20 protein-coding genes are annotated in these 16,909 nt (G+C 62.7%); 13 read left to right on the forward strand and 7 right to left on the reverse strand.

Annotated features, from left to right (window positions below; genetic code table 11):
- Positions 1–789 (reverse strand): flagellar biosynthetic protein FliO (locus CQ13_RS32095; RefSeq protein ID WP_057846812.1); only part of this gene is annotated, 789 nt, incomplete at its 3' end.
- Positions 790–1,224: 435 nt separating this feature from the next.
- Here CQ13_RS32095 and flgB point away from each other — a divergent pair.
- The 10 genes from flgB to CQ13_RS32145 all read left to right on the forward strand — a co-directional run bounded on the left by flgB (position 1,225) and on the right by CQ13_RS32145 (position 9,931).
- A complete protein-coding gene (flgB, locus tag CQ13_RS32100) occupies positions 1,225–1,635 on the forward strand; it encodes a flagellar basal body rod protein FlgB (RefSeq protein ID WP_057846813.1) in 411 nt (136 codons plus the stop codon).
- A gap of 26 nt (positions 1,636–1,661) precedes the next feature.
- Entirely contained in the window at positions 1,662–2,087 is a 426-nt protein-coding gene (gene flgC / locus CQ13_RS32105) for a flagellar basal body rod protein FlgC (RefSeq protein WP_057846814.1), read from the forward strand.
- 16 nt (positions 2,088–2,103) lie between these two features.
- Positions 2,104–2,415, forward strand: coding sequence for a flagellar hook-basal body complex protein FliE (fliE, locus tag CQ13_RS32110; protein ID WP_057846815.1), 312 nt, complete (start codon positions 2,104–2,106; stop codon positions 2,413–2,415).
- 95 nt (positions 2,416–2,510) lie between these two features.
- Entirely contained in the window at positions 2,511–2,774 is a 264-nt protein-coding gene (fliQ, locus tag CQ13_RS32115; protein WP_057846816.1) for a flagellar biosynthesis protein FliQ, read from the forward strand.
- Between the two features lie 14 nt (positions 2,775–2,788).
- Positions 2,789–3,559 carry a flagellar biosynthetic protein FliR gene (fliR, locus tag CQ13_RS32120; protein ID WP_057846817.1) on the forward strand — a complete coding sequence of 257 codons (771 nt, stop codon included), beginning with the start codon at positions 2,789–2,791 and terminating at the stop codon, positions 3,557–3,559.
- A gap of 99 nt (positions 3,560–3,658) precedes the next feature.
- Complete coding sequence (gene flhB / locus CQ13_RS32125) at positions 3,659–4,732, forward strand: flagellar biosynthesis protein FlhB (RefSeq protein ID WP_057846818.1); 1,074 nt, start codon at positions 3,659–3,661, stop codon at positions 4,730–4,732.
- Between the two features lie 148 nt (positions 4,733–4,880).
- Positions 4,881–7,445: a cell cycle histidine kinase CckA gene (gene cckA / locus CQ13_RS32130; protein ID WP_057846819.1), complete on the forward strand. Its 2,565-nt coding sequence runs from the start codon at positions 4,881–4,883 to the stop codon at positions 7,443–7,445.
- Positions 7,446–7,588: 143 nt separating this feature from the next.
- On the forward strand, positions 7,589–8,599 hold the full coding sequence (locus CQ13_RS32135) for a Tim44 domain-containing protein (RefSeq protein WP_057846820.1): 1,011 nt from the start codon (positions 7,589–7,591) through the stop codon (positions 8,597–8,599).
- A gap of 203 nt (positions 8,600–8,802) precedes the next feature.
- Positions 8,803–9,432, forward strand: coding sequence for a lectin (locus tag CQ13_RS32140; protein ID WP_430649728.1), 630 nt, complete (start codon positions 8,803–8,805; stop codon positions 9,430–9,432).
- A gap of 226 nt (positions 9,433–9,658) precedes the next feature.
- Entirely contained in the window at positions 9,659–9,931 is a 273-nt protein-coding gene (locus CQ13_RS32145) for a hypothetical protein (protein ID WP_156434034.1), read from the forward strand.
- Positions 9,932–10,162: 231 nt separating this feature from the next.
- Here the strand turns inward: CQ13_RS32145 and CQ13_RS32150 are convergent, their stop codons facing one another.
- A complete protein-coding gene (locus CQ13_RS32150; RefSeq protein ID WP_057846823.1) occupies positions 10,163–10,546 on the reverse strand; it encodes a DUF3606 domain-containing protein in 384 nt (127 codons plus the stop codon).
- Positions 10,547–10,753: 207 nt separating this feature from the next.
- On the opposite strand from CQ13_RS32150, the gene CQ13_RS32155 reads away from it, so the two are divergent.
- A complete protein-coding gene (locus tag CQ13_RS32155; RefSeq protein ID WP_057846824.1) occupies positions 10,754–11,461 on the forward strand; it encodes a glutathione S-transferase in 708 nt (235 codons plus the stop codon).
- Between the two features lie 138 nt (positions 11,462–11,599).
- Here the strand turns inward: CQ13_RS32155 and CQ13_RS32160 are convergent, their stop codons facing one another.
- From CQ13_RS32160 to CQ13_RS32180, 5 genes are all read right to left on the reverse strand, one after another.
- Complete coding sequence (locus CQ13_RS32160; RefSeq protein WP_028348664.1) at positions 11,600–11,959, reverse strand: GFA family protein; 360 nt, start codon at positions 11,957–11,959, stop codon at positions 11,600–11,602.
- Between the two features lie 16 nt (positions 11,960–11,975).
- Entirely contained in the window at positions 11,976–12,650 is a 675-nt protein-coding gene (locus CQ13_RS32165) for a methyltransferase family protein (protein WP_057846825.1), read from the reverse strand.
- Positions 12,651–12,894: 244 nt separating this feature from the next.
- The gene (locus CQ13_RS32170) at positions 12,895–13,080 is read right to left on the reverse strand and encodes a hypothetical protein (RefSeq protein ID WP_156434035.1); all 186 of its coding nucleotides are present in this window, start codon (positions 13,078–13,080) and stop codon (positions 12,895–12,897) included.
- Between the two features lie 161 nt (positions 13,081–13,241).
- Entirely contained in the window at positions 13,242–13,718 is a 477-nt protein-coding gene (locus CQ13_RS32175; protein ID WP_057846827.1) for a hypothetical protein, read from the reverse strand.
- Positions 13,719–13,806: 88 nt separating this feature from the next.
- Positions 13,807–14,358, reverse strand: a complete 552-nt coding sequence (locus CQ13_RS32180; protein ID WP_057846828.1) for a hypothetical protein — start codon at positions 14,356–14,358, stop codon at positions 13,807–13,809.
- A gap of 214 nt (positions 14,359–14,572) precedes the next feature.
- On the opposite strand from CQ13_RS32180, the gene CQ13_RS32185 reads away from it, so the two are divergent.
- Both CQ13_RS32185 and CQ13_RS32190 read left to right on the forward strand, forming a co-directional pair.
- Positions 14,573–16,225, forward strand: coding sequence for a fumarate hydratase (locus CQ13_RS32185; RefSeq protein WP_057846829.1), 1,653 nt, complete (start codon positions 14,573–14,575; stop codon positions 16,223–16,225).
- Entirely contained in the window at positions 16,222–16,896 is a 675-nt protein-coding gene (locus CQ13_RS32190) for a DUF429 domain-containing protein (protein WP_082637770.1), read from the forward strand. Before CQ13_RS32185 ends, CQ13_RS32190 begins: the two co-directional genes overlap by 4 nt.
- The last annotated feature ends 13 nt before the right edge of the window (positions 16,897–16,909 follow it).

Raw genomic sequence — 16,909 nt, forward strand, 5'->3', positions numbered from 1 at the left:
GGGCGGCGCCGCGGCGCGTTCGGGCATTCGAACCGGTGCCTCGCGAACTGCAGGTACCTCGCGGACAGGCGGCGCCTCACGGCCGGTCGGTGCCTCGCGGACCGACGCTGCCTCACGGGCCGACGGTGTCTCACGAACTGGTGGCGCCTCACGGACCACCGGCGGTGCCTTGGGCAACTCACGCTGCGGCAACTCGCGCTGCGGCCGCGGCATCAGCGGTTCGTTGCGGGTCAGGCGCGGCGGGGCCGCTTCGGGACGACCGGTGATCGATTCCGGCGCAAAGCCCGTCAATGGATCGCTGCGACGCTCCGGCGCCGCGGGCCGGCGCAGATCGTCTGCGAAGGAGGGGCGTGCGGGGCGGGGCGGCGGCTCCGGCATTTGCGGTTCGGCGTGATGATCGAAGCCGTCCGTCGGTCGCAAATCGGCTCTCACCGTTTCCTCGCTCCAGGCGGCATCGGGCAGCGGGGCAATCCGCGGCGGCTGCTCGCCGACCGCCGGGCGTGGCGCCATCTGATCGCGATTGGGCATTGCGCGCACGATGTTGGGTTCGACCACGATGTCGCTTGGACCGCCGATCATCAGGAGATGCTCGACATTGTCGCGCCGCACCAGCACGAGGCGCCGGCGGCCGTCCACGGCGGCGGCATCGATCACGGCAAGCCGCGGCATCCGCCCGCGCTGGGTGTTGGCGCCGAGGCGGTTGTTGGCAAAGCGGCGAACCAGCCATGCGGCCACGCCGATCAGCGCCAGAACGGCGATGAATGCGAAGAGGAATGTCAGTGTCTGCATTCTTTAGTCCCCGGCCACGGGCCGTTCTCTTGCTGCTGGCTTCGACGAGTGCGGTCTTACGTCTTCCTGTCCGAGCATGTTCCATTTGGGAAAGCGGTTCCCGTTTGCCGGATCATGCCCGGAGCGATCCGCAACCGGCGAATCATGCCCGAGATCAGCCTTATTTCTTAATCCCCGCGGCGAACGCCGCCCATCCGGTTGATTAATAGACCAAGAATCGTTTGACCCAAAACGACTTCTGAGCGCCCCACGCCGGGTTGGTTGCTGCTGGTTAACGCAGTTTTCGTGGCGAAAATGCGCTCGTTTTGTCGCTGTCAGCGGGCATTGGCCGCCGTCCCATGGCCGCAGGCGTGATTTTAACCAGCCGTTAACCATACACCGGGCAAATTCTGCCTACCTCGTGGCGTCTGCCAGAGGTTAACGGGGAACAGCTCGATGGCCATCAACGATCTCCCGATCCTGTCGGCGCTGCGCACCAAGATGCAGTGGCACCAGGAACGCCAGCGGGTGCTCGCCGAAAACGTATCGAACGCAAACACCCCGAATTTCCGGCCGAGCGACCTGGTCGAGCCGAAATTCGACAACAAGGGCACAGATATCGGCCGCGCGATGGGCTCGCTCGCCATGCTGCGAACCAGTGCCACCCATATCGGCGTCTCCGGCGGCCTCCAGAGCTTCAGAGGGGACGGCGGCAGGAGCGGCTTCTTGACCAAGCCTGCCGGCAACTCGGTCAATCTGGAAGACCAGATGCTGAAGGTCTCGGCCAATCAGATGGATTACGCGGCTGCCACTTCGCTCTACAGCCGCAGCCTCGGCCTGCTCAAAACCGCCATCGGAAAGCGCTGACGCGGCGCGATTAGGAGAACCGGATCATGGCAGATGATGGAAGCGATTTCGCCCGCTCGATGAGCATCGCGACCTCCGGCCTGCGCGCGCAGGCGGGGCGGATGCGGGTGATCTCGGAAAACATCGCCAATGCGGAATCCACCGCGCCATCGGCGGGCGGCGATCCCTATCGCCGCAAGGTGCCGACATTTTCCTCGGCGCTCGACCGCACGCTCGACGCCCGCGTGGTGACGCTCGGCAAGGTCAGAGCTGACCAGTCGGCGTTTCGCGTCAAGCACGAACCGAGCAATCCGGCGGCGGACGCAGCCGGCAACGTCAAATATCCGAACGTCAATCCGCTGGTCGAAATGACCGATATGCGCGAGGCGCAGCGGTCCTACGAAGCCAACCTCAACATCATCAGCGCCACGCGCCGCATGATTCAACGCACCCTCGACATCCTCAAGGCCTGAACAGGAACCATAGAAAATGGCTTCACCGACCGTTGCAGCAAACGCCTACGCCACGCTTTCGCGCATCATGGAATCCGGCGGTGCCGAGAAGGGCGGCCAATCCACCGGCGGCCCGTCCTTCAGCGCGCTGCTCAAGGACGCGGTGGGAAGTGTGCTGGATGCCGGCAAGAAATCCGACGCCCAGACCATGGCGATGACCGCGGGCAAAGCCAATGTCATGGACGTAGTGACCGCAGTCGCGGAGACCGACGTCGCGGTCTCGACGCTGGTGTCGGTGCGCGACCGGGTGATCCAGTCCTACGAAGACATCATGAAGATGCCGATCTGACGTCCCTTGGGACGTCATCCCGGGGCGATAGATGGGTTGCTTCGTCGCTTCGCTCCTCGCAATGACGGTCGAAAGTTCGAACAAGGAAGCTTGAAATGACCGGTGCCGAAACCCTCGACGTGGCGCGCGATGCGATCTGGACCATTGTGGTGGTGTCGTCGCCCCTGATGGTGATTGGCCTGGTGGTCGGCGTCGTGGTGTCGCTATTCCAGGCGCTGACGCAGATTCAGGAACAGACGCTGATCTTCGTGCCGAAGATCCTCGCAATGTTCGTGACGTTATTGCTGGCGTTGCCGTTCATGGCGGACTCGATGCACAGTCACATGATGCGGATATCGTCGCGAATCATAGGCGGTTGATGCATTGTGAATAAATGCGCGTCGACATATCGCTGCTGCCAGCCCTTGCTGCCACCTTCATGCTGGTGTTCGCCCGCGTTGGGGCCATGGTGATGCTGTTGCCGGGGTTTGGCGAGAGCAATATCCCGGTGCGCATCAAGCTCGGCATTGCATTGCTGTTGACGTTGATCATCCTGCCGCTGCACCGCACCGCTTACCAGGTCGACCTGACCTCGATGACGGCGATCGGGGTGCTTCTGGTGCACGAGATCGCCATCGGCATCGTGCTCGGCGCCACGGCGCGCGTGACGCTGGCGGCGCTTGCGGTGGCGGGCTCGGTAATCGCCCAGCAGCTCGGCCTCGGCTTCGTCACCGCTGTCGATCCGACGCAAGGGCAGCAGGGCGTGCTGATCGGCAATTTCCTCTCCATTCTCGGCATGACGTTGCTGTTTGCCACCGACACCCATCACCTCGTCATCGCGGCGCTGAACGAGAGCTACCGGATCTTCTCGCCAGGCGATCTGATGCCGAGCGGTGACGTGGCGGCGCTTGCCACGCGTGCCTTTGCGACCGCCTTCAAGATCGGCATACAGCTCTCCGCGCCGTTTCTGGTGTTCGGCCTCGTCTTCAATATCGGCCTCGGCGTGCTGGCGCGGCTGATGCCGGCGATGCAGGTCTATTTCGTCGGTGTGCCGCTGTCGATCATGGCGGGCTTTCTGATCTTCGCCCTCGTCCTCACCGGAATGATGGCGACTTATCTCAACTACTTCATCGGCGTGATGCACGAATTGACGCCGCTGAAATAGAGCATGATCCGGAAAAGCGGGTACCGGTTTTTCCCTCGCGACAAACGCGGGACGCGTTTGCGCGGAGATCATGCTCAAACAAAATGCTAGGATGCCGCGATGGCCGACGATACCGACGACAAAACGGAAGACCCTACGCAAAAGCGTCTCGACGATGCGCTTGCCAAGGGCGACGTTGCCAAGAGCCAGGAGGTCAACACCTGGTTCATCATCGCGGGCGGCACGCTGATATTATCGACGTTCGCTGGATCGATCGGCGGCGGCATTCTGATGCCGCTGCGTAACTTGATCGCCAATGCAGGCCAGCTTCGCGCCGACGGCGCGGCGCTGCTCGCGCTCGGCAACACGCTGGGGTATGCCGTGCTCGGCGCGATCGGCGTGCCGCTGCTGATGCTGGCCCTTGCCGCGATCGCCGGCAACATGATCCAGCACCAGCTGGTGTGGTCGTCGGAATCGCTCAAACCGAAATTCAGCAAAGTATCGCCCGGCGCGGGGCTGAAACGCATCTTCGGCAAACAGGCGGTGGCGAATTTCGCCAAGGGCCTGTTCAAGCTGATCGCGCTCGGCGCCGTCATGATGGCCGTGCTGTGGCCCGAACGCGAACGCCTGGAATCGTTCATGATGTTCGACCCTTCGGCGATCCTCGGCGTCACCACCGACCTGACGCTGCAGCTGATGGGCGCCGTGGTGGCGATGCTGGCGGCCGTCGCGATCGCCGATTACTTCTTCCAGTACCGGCAATGGTACCAGCGGCAGAAGATGTCGCTGCAGGAGATTAAGGACGAGTTCAAGCAGTCCGAAGGCGACCCCCACATCAAGGGCCGTATCAGGCAGTTGCGCCAGCAGCGCATGAAGAAGCGCATGATGGCCGCCGTTCCCAATGCTAGCGTGATCATCACCAACCCGACCCACTATTCGGTGGCGCTGTCCTACGATCGCGGCATGTCGGCGCCGGTCTGCGTCGCCAAGGGCGTCGACAACATCGCGTTCAAGATCCGGGAGATCGCCAAGAAACACGACATACCGATCGTGGAGAATGTGCCGTTGGCGCGCGCGCTTTATGCCACCGTCGACATCGACGAGGAGATTCCGGTCGAGCACTATCACGCAGTGGCCGAAATCATTGGTTATGTCATGCGCCTCAAGAACGGGTTTGCCAGCCGAGGACCGTGAGGGGAACCGCCGGAAAAACGCCTTGAAATGCCATCAACCTGTCAAATAACTGCCTGATGGACTTGCGCTTGCGGGTCCGATTCAGGCACTCAGGAGCGGCGCGCGACCCCGCGCGTCACCTCCTTGCCGACGGGCAGTGCCTCTTCAGATGACCGCCGAAACCGATAGCCATCCGCCCACCGAGCCCTTCGCGGCCCACGAGCCGGCGCGGCGGGGCGGTAGCATCGTGCTGGTGTTGCTGGTGGCCGCCGGCATCGTCGCGGTGGCCGTGGCCCTGATGACCATCGGCCGTGCCCAGGCTCAGCCTTATATTCTCGGCGTGTTGGCACTTTTGGCCATGGTCGGCCTGTTCAATCTGTTCGCTTTTGCCGCCGGTATCATCCGCTTCACCGACCGCGGGACCGACGATCCGGTAATGGGCCGCATCGCCGATCACGCCTATGACGGGCTGGCGGTGACCGACCCCAAAGGCCATGTGGTCTATTCCAACGCCGCCTATCTGGCGCTGACCGGAGCTGCCACCGCGCAGGACGTGCGGCCGGTCGAGCGCGTCTTCATCGGCAATCCCGACGTCTCCGAAGCCGTGTTCCGCCTGCTCAAGGCCGCCCGTGAAGGCAAGCGGCAGCAGGAGGAGGTCCGCATCGCCGGCTCTGACGGCGCGCAGGGCCGCTGGCTCCGGATGCGGGTTCGTCCGCTCGGCCAGAGCAAGCGCGAAGCAAAATACGCGGTGTGGTCGATCGCCGACATCACGCGGGACCGCGAGCGTCAGGAAGATGTATTCCGGGAACTGCAGCACGCGATCGAATATCTCGATCATGCGCCATGCGGCTTCTTCTCAGTCGATCCGGCCGGCGACGTCATCTATGTCAACGCCACGCTGGCGAACTGGCTTGATTACGATCTCGCCGAGATTGGATCCGGCGGGCTGAAGCTTACCGATATCGTCTCCGGCGATGGCGCCTCGCTCCTTACCTCGATCGTAGCGGTACCCGGCGAGGTCAAAACCGAAGTGTTCGACATCGACCTGCGCATGCGCGGCGGCAAGACCATGCCGGTGCGGCTCTACCACAAGCTCGCCTTCGGCGCCGACGGCTCGCCGGGTTCGTCGCGCACGCTCGTGATCAGCCGCACGCGCGACGAGCATTCCGACCCCGAACGTGCTGCCGAAGTCCGCTTCATGCGGTTCTTCGACCATACGCCGATGGCGATTGCGACGGTGGACCGCGGCGGCACGGTGGTGCGCGCCAACGCCCGCTTTGCCAAGCTCGCGCAAAGCCTGAGCTCGGACGGCGCGGCCAACAAGTCGATCTTCCGCACGGTAAATGCGCGCGACCGCAGCCTTCTGATCTCGGCGATCAACCAGGCGGCCGAAGGGCAGGGCGACATCGCGCCGGTGGAAGTCATGCTCGACGGGGCCAAGGAGCGCTGGGGGCAGTTCTTCGTCACTGCGGTCGAGGAGGACGAGCGCGATACGGAAGCTGCCATCGTCTATCTGCTTGAGACCACCGAGCGGCGCACGCTGGAAAACCAGATCAATCAGTCGCAGAAGATGGACATGGTCGGCCAGCTCGCCGGCGGCATCGCGCATGACTTCAACAACGTGCTGTCAGCCATCATGATGGCGAACGATTTCCTCTTGAACGCGCACAAGCCGACCGATCCGTCGTTCCAGGACATTATGCAGATCAAGCAGAACGCGACCCGCGCGGCGACGCTGGTGCGGCAACTGCTCGCGTTCTCGCGCCGCCAGACATTGCGGCCGCAAGTGCTCGACCTCGGCGATGCGCTTTCCGACCTCACCATGCTGCTGCGCCGCCTGATCGGCGAGAAGGTCAAGCTCGACCTCGTGCACGGCCGCGATCTCTGGCCGGTCAAGGTCGACGTCTCGCAGTTCGAACAGGTGGTCGTCAATCTCGCGGTCAATGCGCGCGATGCGATGCCCGATGGCGGCAAATTGGCGGTAAGGACCGCCAACGTGACGGTAGACGAAGCCGCGCAGCTTTCGCACAAGGGCATGCCTGCCGCCGATTACGTGCGGATCGATATTTCCGATACCGGCACCGGAATCCCGGCCGACATCGTCGACAAGATCTTCGAGCCGTTCTTCTCGACCAAGGAGGTCGGCAAGGGCACCGGGCTCGGTCTTTCGACCGTCTACGGCATCGTCAAGCAGACCGGCGGTTTCATTTACGTCGACTCCACGCCGGGCGAAGGTACCACGTTCCGTATCTTCCTGCCGCGTCATCGGCCCGAGCTGGAAGCGCAGCCGGAGGCGCCGGCTGCCAATGGCGCGGCCAGGGAAGGGGCGGCCGCGCCGCCGAAGCCGCGGCCCGACCTGACCGGGCAGGGCACCATCCTGCTGGTGGAAGACGAGGATGGCTTGCGATCGCTGAATGCGCGCGGCCTGCGTTCGCGCGGCTATAGCGTGATCGAGGCCTCCAACGGCATCGAGGCGATGGAGGCGCTGGACGAAAAGGACGGAGCGGTGGATCTCGTCGTTTCCGACGTGGTGATGCCGGAAATGGACGGTCCGACGCTGCTGCGCGAAATGCGCAAGCGCAATCCGAACCTGAAGATCATCTTCGTCTCAGGTTACGCTGAAGAGGCTTTCGACAAGAGCTTGCCGGAGAACGAACAATTCGCCTTCCTGCCGAAGCCGTTTGCGCTCTCCGCGCTGGTCGAGAAGGTCAAGGAGACGATGACGGCCTCATGAAATCCTGCCGAAAGCCTGCTACGCATGGTGAATGCCGAGTTTACGGCCAAATCGTCACATCCCCGCGACTGAGGGCCGCAGCCGCCGTTCCCGATATTTGCTTCACTTTTGGCTGGCTCTGCCCATCTTAGGGGCACTTCCCCATGGAGGGGAACGAGGAAAAAGACATGAATTTCACGCAGACTGCGCGCGGAATTGTACGTGCCATGGCGATCGTCCTATCAGTGGCGGTTCCACTGGCGATTACAATCGAAGTGGCTGATGCCCGCGTTGGCGGCGGCGGCAGCTCCGGTTCGCGGGGATCGCGGACTTATTCGGCGCCCCCGAGCACGACCACCGCTCCGGGTACGGCGCAACCCATGAACCGCAGCTTTACGCAGCCAGGCACCCCCGCAGCGGGCAATCCGGCCGCGGGCGCAGCCAACAAGGGCGGCTTCTTCAACCGGCCCGGCATGGGCATGCTCGGCGGTCTCGCCGCGGGCTTCCTCGGCGCCGGCCTGCTCGGCATGCTGTTCGGCGGCGGATTGTTCTCCGGCCTCGGCGGCCTGTCCTCGATCATCGGTCTGCTGCTGCAGGTCGCCCTGATCGTCATCGTGGTGCGGCTGGCAATGTCGTGGTGGCAGCGCCGCCATACACCGGCCTCCGCCTATGCCAACGCGCCTGCCGCCAGTGGGCCTGCTGAAGGCCCCGGCGCCCAGACCAGCTTCCGCTCCGGACTGGGTGGCTTTGGGCTGGGTTCGAGCCAGCCGGCGCTGGAAATCCAGCCGGCCGACTATGAGGCGTTCGAGCGGTTGCTCGGAGAGGTCCAGGCCGCTTGGTCGAACGAGGATGTCGCCAAACTGCATACGCTGGCGACGCCGGAGATGGTGTCCTACTTCTCCAAGGACCTCGAGGAGAACAAGGCCCGCAACGACGTCAACAAGGTGTCCGAGGTCAAGCTGCTGCAGGGCGATCTTGCGGAAGCCTGGCGCGAAGGCGAAACCGACTACGCCAGCGTGGCGATGCGGTTCTCGCTGGTCGACAAGACCCTTGAGCGCGCCACAGGCCGTTTGGTCGCGGGCAGCGAAACCCCGATCGAGGCCACCGAAGTCTGGACCTTCGCCCGCCGCCGCGGCGGCGAGTGGGAACTCTCGGCGATCCAGCAGACGAACTGATCGCCTGCACCCAACACGAAGAAGGCGCTGCGGCTTGTTCCGCAGCGCCTTTTTCTTTGCGGGAATGCATGCTCCATTCTGACTTCGCCCTGCAGGAATAATGATTGCGGCCGCGTGTTGATGAAACACGGCCCACAACAGGGAGGCCTTCAATGAACAGCTTCGCCCGGATCATCTCGCCGGCGTGCTTCGCCCTCGCCGCCATGTCGATTCTCGCAAGCGTGCCTGCGCATGCGCAATCCGCCAATACCAGCTTCTTCGTGACCAGCAACGGCATCGGCAATGGCGGCAATCTCGGCGGTCTTGCCGGCGCCGACAATCATTGCCAGACGCTGGCGCAGGCCGCCGGTGCCGGAGGCAAAACCTGGCGCGCCTATCTCTCAACGCAAGGCGCCGACGGTGCGCCCGCGGTGAACGCGCGCGACCGTATCGGCAAGGGGCCGTGGCAGAACGCCAAGGGCGCCGTTGTTGCCAAGGATGTCGCCGAACTGCACGGCGCCAACGGCCTCACCAAGCAAACCGCCTTGAGCGAGAAGGGCGAGGTCATCAATGGCCGCGGCGATACGCCCAATCGCCATGACGTGCTGACAGGATCGCAGCCCGACGGCACCGCGTTTACCGCAGGCGACGATCGCACCTGCAGGAACTGGACGAGTTCGACGCAAGGCGCCGCAATGGTCGGACATTCCGATCGCATGGGACTGCGCGACGACGACGCCTCGAAATCCTGGAATTCGTCGCATGCCTCGCGCGGGCCCGACGGCGGCTGTTCGCAGGCAGACCTGAAGAGCACCGGCGGCGATGGGCTGTTCTATTGCTTCGCGGCGAATTGACGGGCGATCGGTCTTGCCGCTCGCCCGGCGAGTGACGCAAACAGGTTCGACCAATCGAGGCCTTCACGCGAACATGCGTCCAATGACAGCTCCGCAACATCGGTATGCTTCCCTCTCGATGTCGCGGAACTTACTCAGGCTGCTTTCTTGCTGGTGCATTCGGCCAGTCGATTGCGGAACTCCTGAGTGTTTGACGAGTTGCCAATCGGCATTTGGAGGCCTTGCAGTGAAACGAGTCCTTGTCGCGTTGGCTTTTACCGTCTTGGCAACGCCGCTGGCGCTGGCCGGCAACACGTCGTCGAATTCCAGCTCGAACTCGTCGAATGGCGTTCACACCCGCGTCGATACAATCACCACCGACGGCCGTGGACGGACCATTTATCAGCGGCGCAGCGTTCGCATCGACGCTGATCGCGGACGACCGACATACATGCGTAACACCGTTCGCGAACGCTACGGCCCTATGCGCCGCTGGCACCGTGACGATGATGATGATTGAGACCATTTGCGGCCGATCCGATATCTGACGAGCGTATCGGACCGAGCCAACGGGTCGCGCAAATGCCCGACTGATGATCGGCCCCGCGCATAGGCTCCCGTAGCGCCGCGCTGGAGCACCTGCGGACACTAAGACGCTGCCAGTCGCGGTCGCTTAGGCCGTCGCCCTGGTCGACGACGCGCCCAGGCGATCGGTGCTGATGCCGATAGCCGTCGGGCGTGAGGCCGTCGGCTAGGCGGCCTTTTTCTTTGCGCTCCTCTTCGCCTTCTTTGGCGCCTTGCGCGTGGCTAGATGTGCGCCGACCGCCTTCGACGAATGCCCGACGGCCTTGATCGCGGCCTTCAGTCTGGCCGGCGTGACCTTGAATTTCTTTGACCAGTAGCTGACCTCATAGGGCTGGCTCACCGCGATCCGTGCCCTGTCGGCAGCCTTGTGCTTCTGCAGCTTGAAGTAAGCTTCGACGTTTTTTGCGGAACGTCCAGCTTTGCTGACGGCGGCTTTCAGTTTGGCGGGCGTGACCTTGAACTTCTTCGACCAATAGGCGACCTCGTAAGGCTCGCTCAACGCGATCAGCCCGCGATCGGCTCCGCCGCGCTTCATCTTGTTGTCCGCCATCACATTCTCCTGTGGTGTTGTGAAAACCGACGCTTCAAACGGGAACAACCTAACACCCCAGCTCGCATTCGGACAGATTCGGACCTGTGGAGATCTGCGCGAGGCGTTCCATCCCGCAGCGGTCGCGCGGATGCCGCGGTTGGCGTGACGAACGAACCGCAGGATGATTTGTTAGGTCGGTCAAACCGGCAGCGGAGGTGTCGATCGATGCGTTACGAGCTCTATTACTGGCCAATGATTCAAGGCCGCGGCGAATACGTCCGCCTCGCGCTGGAAGAGGCGGGCGCCGGCTATACCGACGTGGCGCGCCACGGCAACGGCATGGCGGCGATGACGCGGATGATGGAGGTCGGGAAGGGAACGCCGCCCTTCGCGCCGCCGTTCCTGAAAGCCGGAAAGCTCGTGATCGGGCAGACGGCCAACATCCTGCTCTATCTCGGATCATGGCATGGGTTGGCGCCGAAGACGGAAGCCGGCAGATTATGGGTGCACCAACTACAGCTCACGATTGCGGATCTGGTGCAGGAAGTTCACGACACCCATCATCCGCTCGGTCCCTCGCTCTACTACGAGGAGCAGAAGACCCCCGCGAAGAAACGCACCGATGAGTTCTGGAAGGCGCGCGTGCCGAAATATCTAGGCTATTTCGAAGATCTGCTGCAGGCCAATGGCGGGACATATGTCACCGGCCGCCGCCTGACCTATGTCGACCTGTCGCTGTTTCAGATCGTCGAAGGTCTTCGCTATGCATTTCCGAACCGGATGAAGGCATTTGAACCAGAGATTCCCAGCTTGGTCGAGCTTCGGGACAGGGTGGCAGCGAGGCCGAACATCAAGGCGTATCTGGCGAGCGATCGAAGGATTGAATTCAACGAGGACGGGATTTTCCGGAGGTACAAGGTGCTCGATGCTTGAAGCCGTCATTCCGGGATGGTGCGCTAGCACCAGACCTCAGATGCGCAATTGCGCATCGGGGAATCTCGTGATTCTTAGGGGCGCAAGGGCGCCCCAAAGTTCGATGCTACGCATCGCCCCGGAATGACCGCTCCGCCGTCACATGTTCCTGCCATCCACCGGCGTCATCTTCAACTTCGACAGCTCGATGCCGTCGAAGCAGCTCACATTGACCGCCACCACGTCAGTGCCGTCGGGCTTCTTGCCGCGCGCGAAGACGTCGACGCCGCAATCGACGCAGAGCTGGTGGTGGATCGCATGCTTGTTGAACAGATACTCTTTCAGATTTTCCTCGCCGGCGCGGAGATGAAAACTCTTCGGGTCGAGGAAGGTGAAATGCAGCCCCTTCTTGGTGCAGATCGAGCAGTTGCAGGCGGTCACCATCGCCAGATCGGTGGTGCATTCGAAGCGTACCTGCCCGCAATGGCAGCCGCCGGTATAGGTCTTGCTGTCGGGCATCTCTCCGTCATCCTCCTCACCAAATTCCAGGCACCAGACGATAGCGCACGCGGGCGGCGTAGTCAGCATAGCCCGGAAGCCCTTCGACCAATGCGCGCTCCTCGATGCGGGCGCGAATGGCGAACAGCACGGCGAATACCGGCGCGAACGCCACACCCCACCACGATCCGAGGAGCAGCGGTATTCCGATGAAGTACAGCATGACGGCGCTGTACATGGGATGGCGGATGAAGGCGTAGGGTCCGCTCGAGATCACGCGTTGGTGGCGCGCTGCCTGCACCTTCACGACCGGAGCGGCGAACGAATTCTCGCGGAACACCCACATGATGAACGCGATCGAGAGCAAGAACATCGCAAGGCCGAGCGCCTGCAGCAGCAGCGGAACATCGGAGGCATCGGCCCGCCGGTCGAGGCCGATCGCGACGAGCCACATCAGCAGCGCCGCGACAAATACCAGCATGAATATCTTGTCGGCGGTGGGCTGGTCGGCCTGAAATTTTGGCCGCATGCGCTCGGCGAGCAGCGCCGGATCGGTCTTGGCAAGCCACAATCCGCAGGCAGGGCCGAGGATCGCACTGACGATCAACATCACCCACGCCCCCGGCCAGTCCAGCGAACCGGCCGCGGCGAACAATAGCGCGCCCATGCCGACGACGACGATGGTGTTCTGCAGCAGAAGTTTTGCGATCATGTGCGGGCTCCATTGGCCCCACGCGCAACAGGATCGCGCATTTTTTCGGCAAACTTGCGGCGCTGAGGTGAGGAAGGGTACCCGCTTCCTTCGCCTGTCATACCCGCGAAGGCGGGTACCCAGTACGCCGCGGCCTATCGGCTCACGGCGACGTCTCTGGAATACCGGTTCACCCGCTGGAGCCTGTCATCGGGCGCCGCTACGCGCCGACCCGTTGGCAGGTGACGATAACCGGATGGTTGGCTCAAGCCAGTTGGTCGATCCGCGTTCCCTGACCCGGCGGTAGGGGAGCGATCAGCGTCGGCTGCGGCGTGCGGGTGCCGTCGACGGCAGCGCCGTTCTGCACGTCGGGGGCCTTGTCGGGAGCCTTGAACACGGGGACTTCGGGCGGTCTGACCACCACCGTTGCGGGGACAGCAGAAACACTCATCGGAAGCATCCTTTTGGCTGCCTCCTACACTGGCCGGGTTGAAACGAACGGTTGGTGAATCCGGCCCGGCAATCCCGCGCCAACGCCGTCAATCCTCGTTCAATGGTGAACAGATGGCTCGCGGAATCGTTAGAATGCGACGGATCGGGAGCGGCTTGGGCCTATTCGTCCTTGCCGCGGGTCACCACGATCGAGGCTTCGGTCTTGGTGCGCGTGCATTCCATGTTGAGCCGGCGGAAGCGCATGGAAACCTTGTCGCCGCGCAGGATGCCCATGCGCTTGATGCAGCGCGAGGAGCCGGTCGCAACGTCGGGCTTCGGAATCGTAAAAATGATGGCGCCGGCCGAGGCGACCAGTTCGAAGAATTGCGGCTTCGGCTTGCGATCCGTCTTGGCGTAGAGCTCGTTGGAGTAATTGCGGCCGCGGCAGCCGAGCGACAGCTCTTTCGCCGCCGGATGCATCAGATAGATCATGTTGCCGGTATTGACACTGATCTTGAGGCCGTCGATCTGGTTCTTCAGTTCCTTGGCGATATCCTCGCAGCGGTCGGCCTGCGCCGGCGATGAAGCGGCCGTCGCAACCAGCGCCAGCGTGGCGGCAAGCAAGGTCGATCGGCGAAATTGTGATCCAAAAACCATCTGAAACTGCCCCTTTGCGCATATTGAAACCCGCGCGCGGATTTCCTGCAAGGACCGCGCGCGGAAGTCAACTTGATCTTGGTGTGTGTCAGAACCCGTAAATCATGATGCCGATCGCAAAGACGATCACGCCGAGCACATTGACGATCACGGCGAGGACGTCGATGAGCGTGGGAATGCTGACCAGGAGGGTGGCAAGCCCCAGCCGCTCCTTGCGTGCCGCGAGCGCTATGGCGCAGGCAGCCATCAACGGAAACGCGACGACCTGGACGGGCGTCTGGAAGGCGGAGATGCCGCTGAAGTCGAAGCCGTGCCGCACCACCGAGGGCATGTAGTTCAGCCAGTTCATCAGCACGAGCGCGCCAAGCGCGATGACGGCGTAATGCAGCCGGCCAACTGTGGCAAACCCCAGCGCAGCCAGCGCCAGCACGGGATGGCTGATCACATACGCCTTGATGATCGCGCCATCGATGCCATGGCCGGGAACTTCCGACGCATCTCCGAACAGCATCGGCAAATGCGAGAGTCCTTCGAAGGCCTCGATGGCGGCAATGATGATCAGGAACAGATAAAGCCCGAGCAGGCGCAGGGGGCGCGGTTGGACTGAAGCTGCGTCAGGCAACGTGGTGGCGGAGTCCATTACAGTCGCAATCGGTTCGGGACCATCGGAAATCTCGGGTTTGTCTGGAAATGGCCGAGACCGGTTCAATCGCGGTTGGCGGCTGCAATTGCGCCGGTTTCGGCCTCGTCTGGCGGGGCCAGCCAAACCTTCCTTTTGTTCGAAAAATGCTTAGAACGGGTCTATCGCTGCGGCGCCGTTCTGGCCGCCGCCGGCTCCAACCCGAGATATCGACATGAACGCCCCGACCGCTTTTCCCGACCAGAAACCCGTTCCGCCCTACAAGCATACGCCGCTGTTTCCGCTGGGACCGGACACCACGCCCTACAAGAAGATCACGTCCGAGGGCGTTCGGGTCGAGAAGGTGCTCGGCAAGGACATGCTGGTGGTATCGCGCGAGGCGTTGCGGGCGCTGTCGGAGGCTGCCTTCGGCGATATCAACCACTACCTGCGGCCCGGCCACCTGAAGCAGTTGCGCTCGATCCTGGAAGACAAGGAGGCCAGCGACAACGACAAGTTCGTCGCCTTTGATTTCCTGAAGAACGCCAACATCGCCGCCGGCGGCGTGCTGCCGATGTGCCAGGACACCGGCACCGCGATCATCATGGGTAAGAAGGGCTGCAACGTCATCACCGATGGCGACGACGAGGCGGCGCTGTCGGAAGGTGCGCGTGACGCTTACTTGCGCCGCAACCTGCGTTATTCGCAGGTGGCTCCCTTGTCGATGTACGAGGAAAAGAACACCGCCAACAACATGCCGGCGCAGTGCGAAATCTACGCCGAAGGTGATGACGCCTACAAGTTCATGTTCATGGCCAAGGGCGGCGGTTCCGCCAACAAGAGCTTTCTGTTTCAGGCGACGCCCTCCGTTCTGACCAAAGATCGGCTGCTGGCGTTTTTGAAGGAGAAGGTGCTCACGCTCGGCACCGCGGCGTGCCCGCCCTATCACCTCGCCATCGTGATCGGCGGCACCTCGGCCGAGCTTTGCATGAAGACGGTGAAGCTCGCGTCCGCGCGCTATCTCGATGCGCTGCCGACCCACGGCTCGGCCGACGGCAACGCGTTCCGTGATGTCGAAATGGAGCAGGAAATCCTGAAGATGACGCAGTCGCTCGGCGTCGGCGCGCAGTTCGGCGGCAAGTATTTCTGTCACGACGTGCGCGTGATCCGGATGCCGCGCCATGGCGCCTCGCTCCCGATCGGGCTCGGCGTCTCCTGTTCGGCCGACCGCCAGGTGCTCGGCAAAATCACCAAGGATGGCGTCTACCTCGAAGAGCTCGAGCACAACCCGGCGCAGTATCTGCCCGCGGTCGAGCAGTCGCTCGGCGGCGAGGTCGTCAAGATCGACCTCAACCAGCCGATGAAGGAGATTTTGGCGACGCTGTCGAATTATCCGATCAAGACGCGGGTCTCGATGACCGGCACCATGATTGTCGCGCGCGATTCCGCGCACGCCAAATTGCGCGAGCGGCTGGAGAAGGGCGAGCCGCTGCCGGATTACTTCAAGAATCATCCGGTGTATTACGCCGGCCCCGCCAAGACGCCGGATGGTTACGCGTCCGGCGCGTTCGGCCCGACCACGGCGGGACGGATGGACTCCTTCGTCGACCAGTTCCAGGCGGCGGGAGGCTCGATGGTGATGGTCGCCAAGGGCAATCGCGCGGTCGCGGTGCGCGAGGCCTGCAAGAAGCACGGCGGCTTCTATCTCGGTTCGATCGGCGGAGCTGCGGCAAATCTCGCCGAGCACTGCATCAAGAAGGTCGAGGTGGTGGAATATCCCGAACTCGGCATGGAAGCGATCTGGCGCATCGAAGTGGTGGATTTCCCGGCCTTCATCATCATCGACGACAAGGGCAACGACTTCTTCAAGGAACTGAATCTGGGGTGAGGGCGCTCGGCCTCGACGGTTTCAGCAAGGGCTGGGTCGCCGTTTCGTTGGACGACGGCCAGCGGAAGATTAGTTTCCATTGCGACATTGCCGATGCGCTATCTGCTCCATTCGACCGGGTAGCGATCGACATCCCAATCGGTATGGGGGACGACGGCCGACGAGGCTGCGACTTGTTGGCGCGCGAGAAATTGCGACCGCATACTTGCCGTGTCTTTAACGGAGCGCGGCGGTGGCTGTGGGAGCAATTCGATCACCCGGACAGGGCGAATGACGAGGCGCTGCGGCGTGGACAGAAACGCGTGTCTCGCCAGCTTTGGCATCTCGGCTCCAAGATCATGCAGGTCGATGCCTTTGTCCGCGCAAATCCTTGTCTCGATATTCGTGAAACCCATCCCGAACTTGTGTTTCAGCGACTGAACGGCGGTGAACCGCTGCAATCAAAGAAATCCGCAGCCGGAATCCTGTTGCGCCAAAAGCTATTGAAGCGGGAAGGCTTCGAAGATATCGAACGGTGGCTTACGCGCACCCGCATAGGTACTGGCGCGAAGGCAGATGATGTCTTGGACGCCTGTGCTGCAGCTCTGGCCGCGCATGAGCCTTCGGGCAGCGTTCCCGAGGGATCGCCGCCCTTTGATGCGCACGGCTTATCCATGCAGATTTGGTTCTGACGCGCCGCGGGGC

It is taken from the genome of Bradyrhizobium retamae, assembly GCF_001440415.1.
Classification (GTDB): Bacteria; Pseudomonadota; Alphaproteobacteria; order Rhizobiales; family Xanthobacteraceae; genus Bradyrhizobium; species Bradyrhizobium retamae.

Bases quoted from the DNA above. Each gene is read 5' to 3' on its own strand.
- flgB (WP_057846813.1), top strand. From the start codon at position 1,225: ATGGCCATCAACGATCTCCCGATCCTGTCGGCGCTGCGCACCAAGATG.
- CQ13_RS32140 (WP_430649728.1), top strand. From the start codon at position 8,803: ATGTCGATTCTCGCAAGCGTGCCTGCGCATGCGCAATCCGCCAATACC.
- flgC (WP_057846814.1), top strand. From the start codon at position 1,662: ATGGCAGATGATGGAAGCGATTTCGCCCGCTCGATGAGCATCGCGACC.
- CQ13_RS32165 (WP_057846825.1), bottom strand. From the start codon at position 12,650: ATGATCGCAAAACTTCTGCTGCAGAACACCATCGTCGTCGTCGGCATG.
- CQ13_RS32155 (WP_057846824.1), top strand. From the start codon at position 10,754: ATGCGTTACGAGCTCTATTACTGGCCAATGATTCAAGGCCGCGGCGAA.
- CQ13_RS32175 (WP_057846827.1), bottom strand. From the start codon at position 13,718: ATGGTTTTTGGATCACAATTTCGCCGATCGACCTTGCTTGCCGCCACG.
- CQ13_RS32180 (WP_057846828.1), bottom strand. From the start codon at position 14,358: ATGGACTCCGCCACCACGTTGCCTGACGCAGCTTCAGTCCAACCGCGC.
- CQ13_RS32185 (WP_057846829.1), top strand. From the start codon at position 14,573: ATGAACGCCCCGACCGCTTTTCCCGACCAGAAACCCGTTCCGCCCTAC.
- CQ13_RS32160 (WP_028348664.1), bottom strand. From the start codon at position 11,959: ATGCCCGACAGCAAGACCTATACCGGCGGCTGCCATTGCGGGCAGGTA.
- fliR (WP_057846817.1), top strand. From the start codon at position 2,789: ATGCGCGTCGACATATCGCTGCTGCCAGCCCTTGCTGCCACCTTCATG.
- CQ13_RS32170 (WP_156434035.1), bottom strand. From the start codon at position 13,080: ATGAGTGTTTCTGCTGTCCCCGCAACGGTGGTGGTCAGACCGCCCGAA.
- CQ13_RS32150 (WP_057846823.1), bottom strand. From the start codon at position 10,546: ATGGCGGACAACAAGATGAAGCGCGGCGGAGCCGATCGCGGGCTGATC.
- fliE (WP_057846815.1), top strand. From the start codon at position 2,104: ATGGCTTCACCGACCGTTGCAGCAAACGCCTACGCCACGCTTTCGCGC.
- cckA (WP_057846819.1), top strand. From the start codon at position 4,881: ATGACCGCCGAAACCGATAGCCATCCGCCCACCGAGCCCTTCGCGGCC.
- CQ13_RS32135 (WP_057846820.1), top strand. From the start codon at position 7,589: ATGGAGGGGAACGAGGAAAAAGACATGAATTTCACGCAGACTGCGCGC.
- flhB (WP_057846818.1), top strand. From the start codon at position 3,659: ATGGCCGACGATACCGACGACAAAACGGAAGACCCTACGCAAAAGCGT.
- fliQ (WP_057846816.1), top strand. From the start codon at position 2,511: ATGACCGGTGCCGAAACCCTCGACGTGGCGCGCGATGCGATCTGGACC.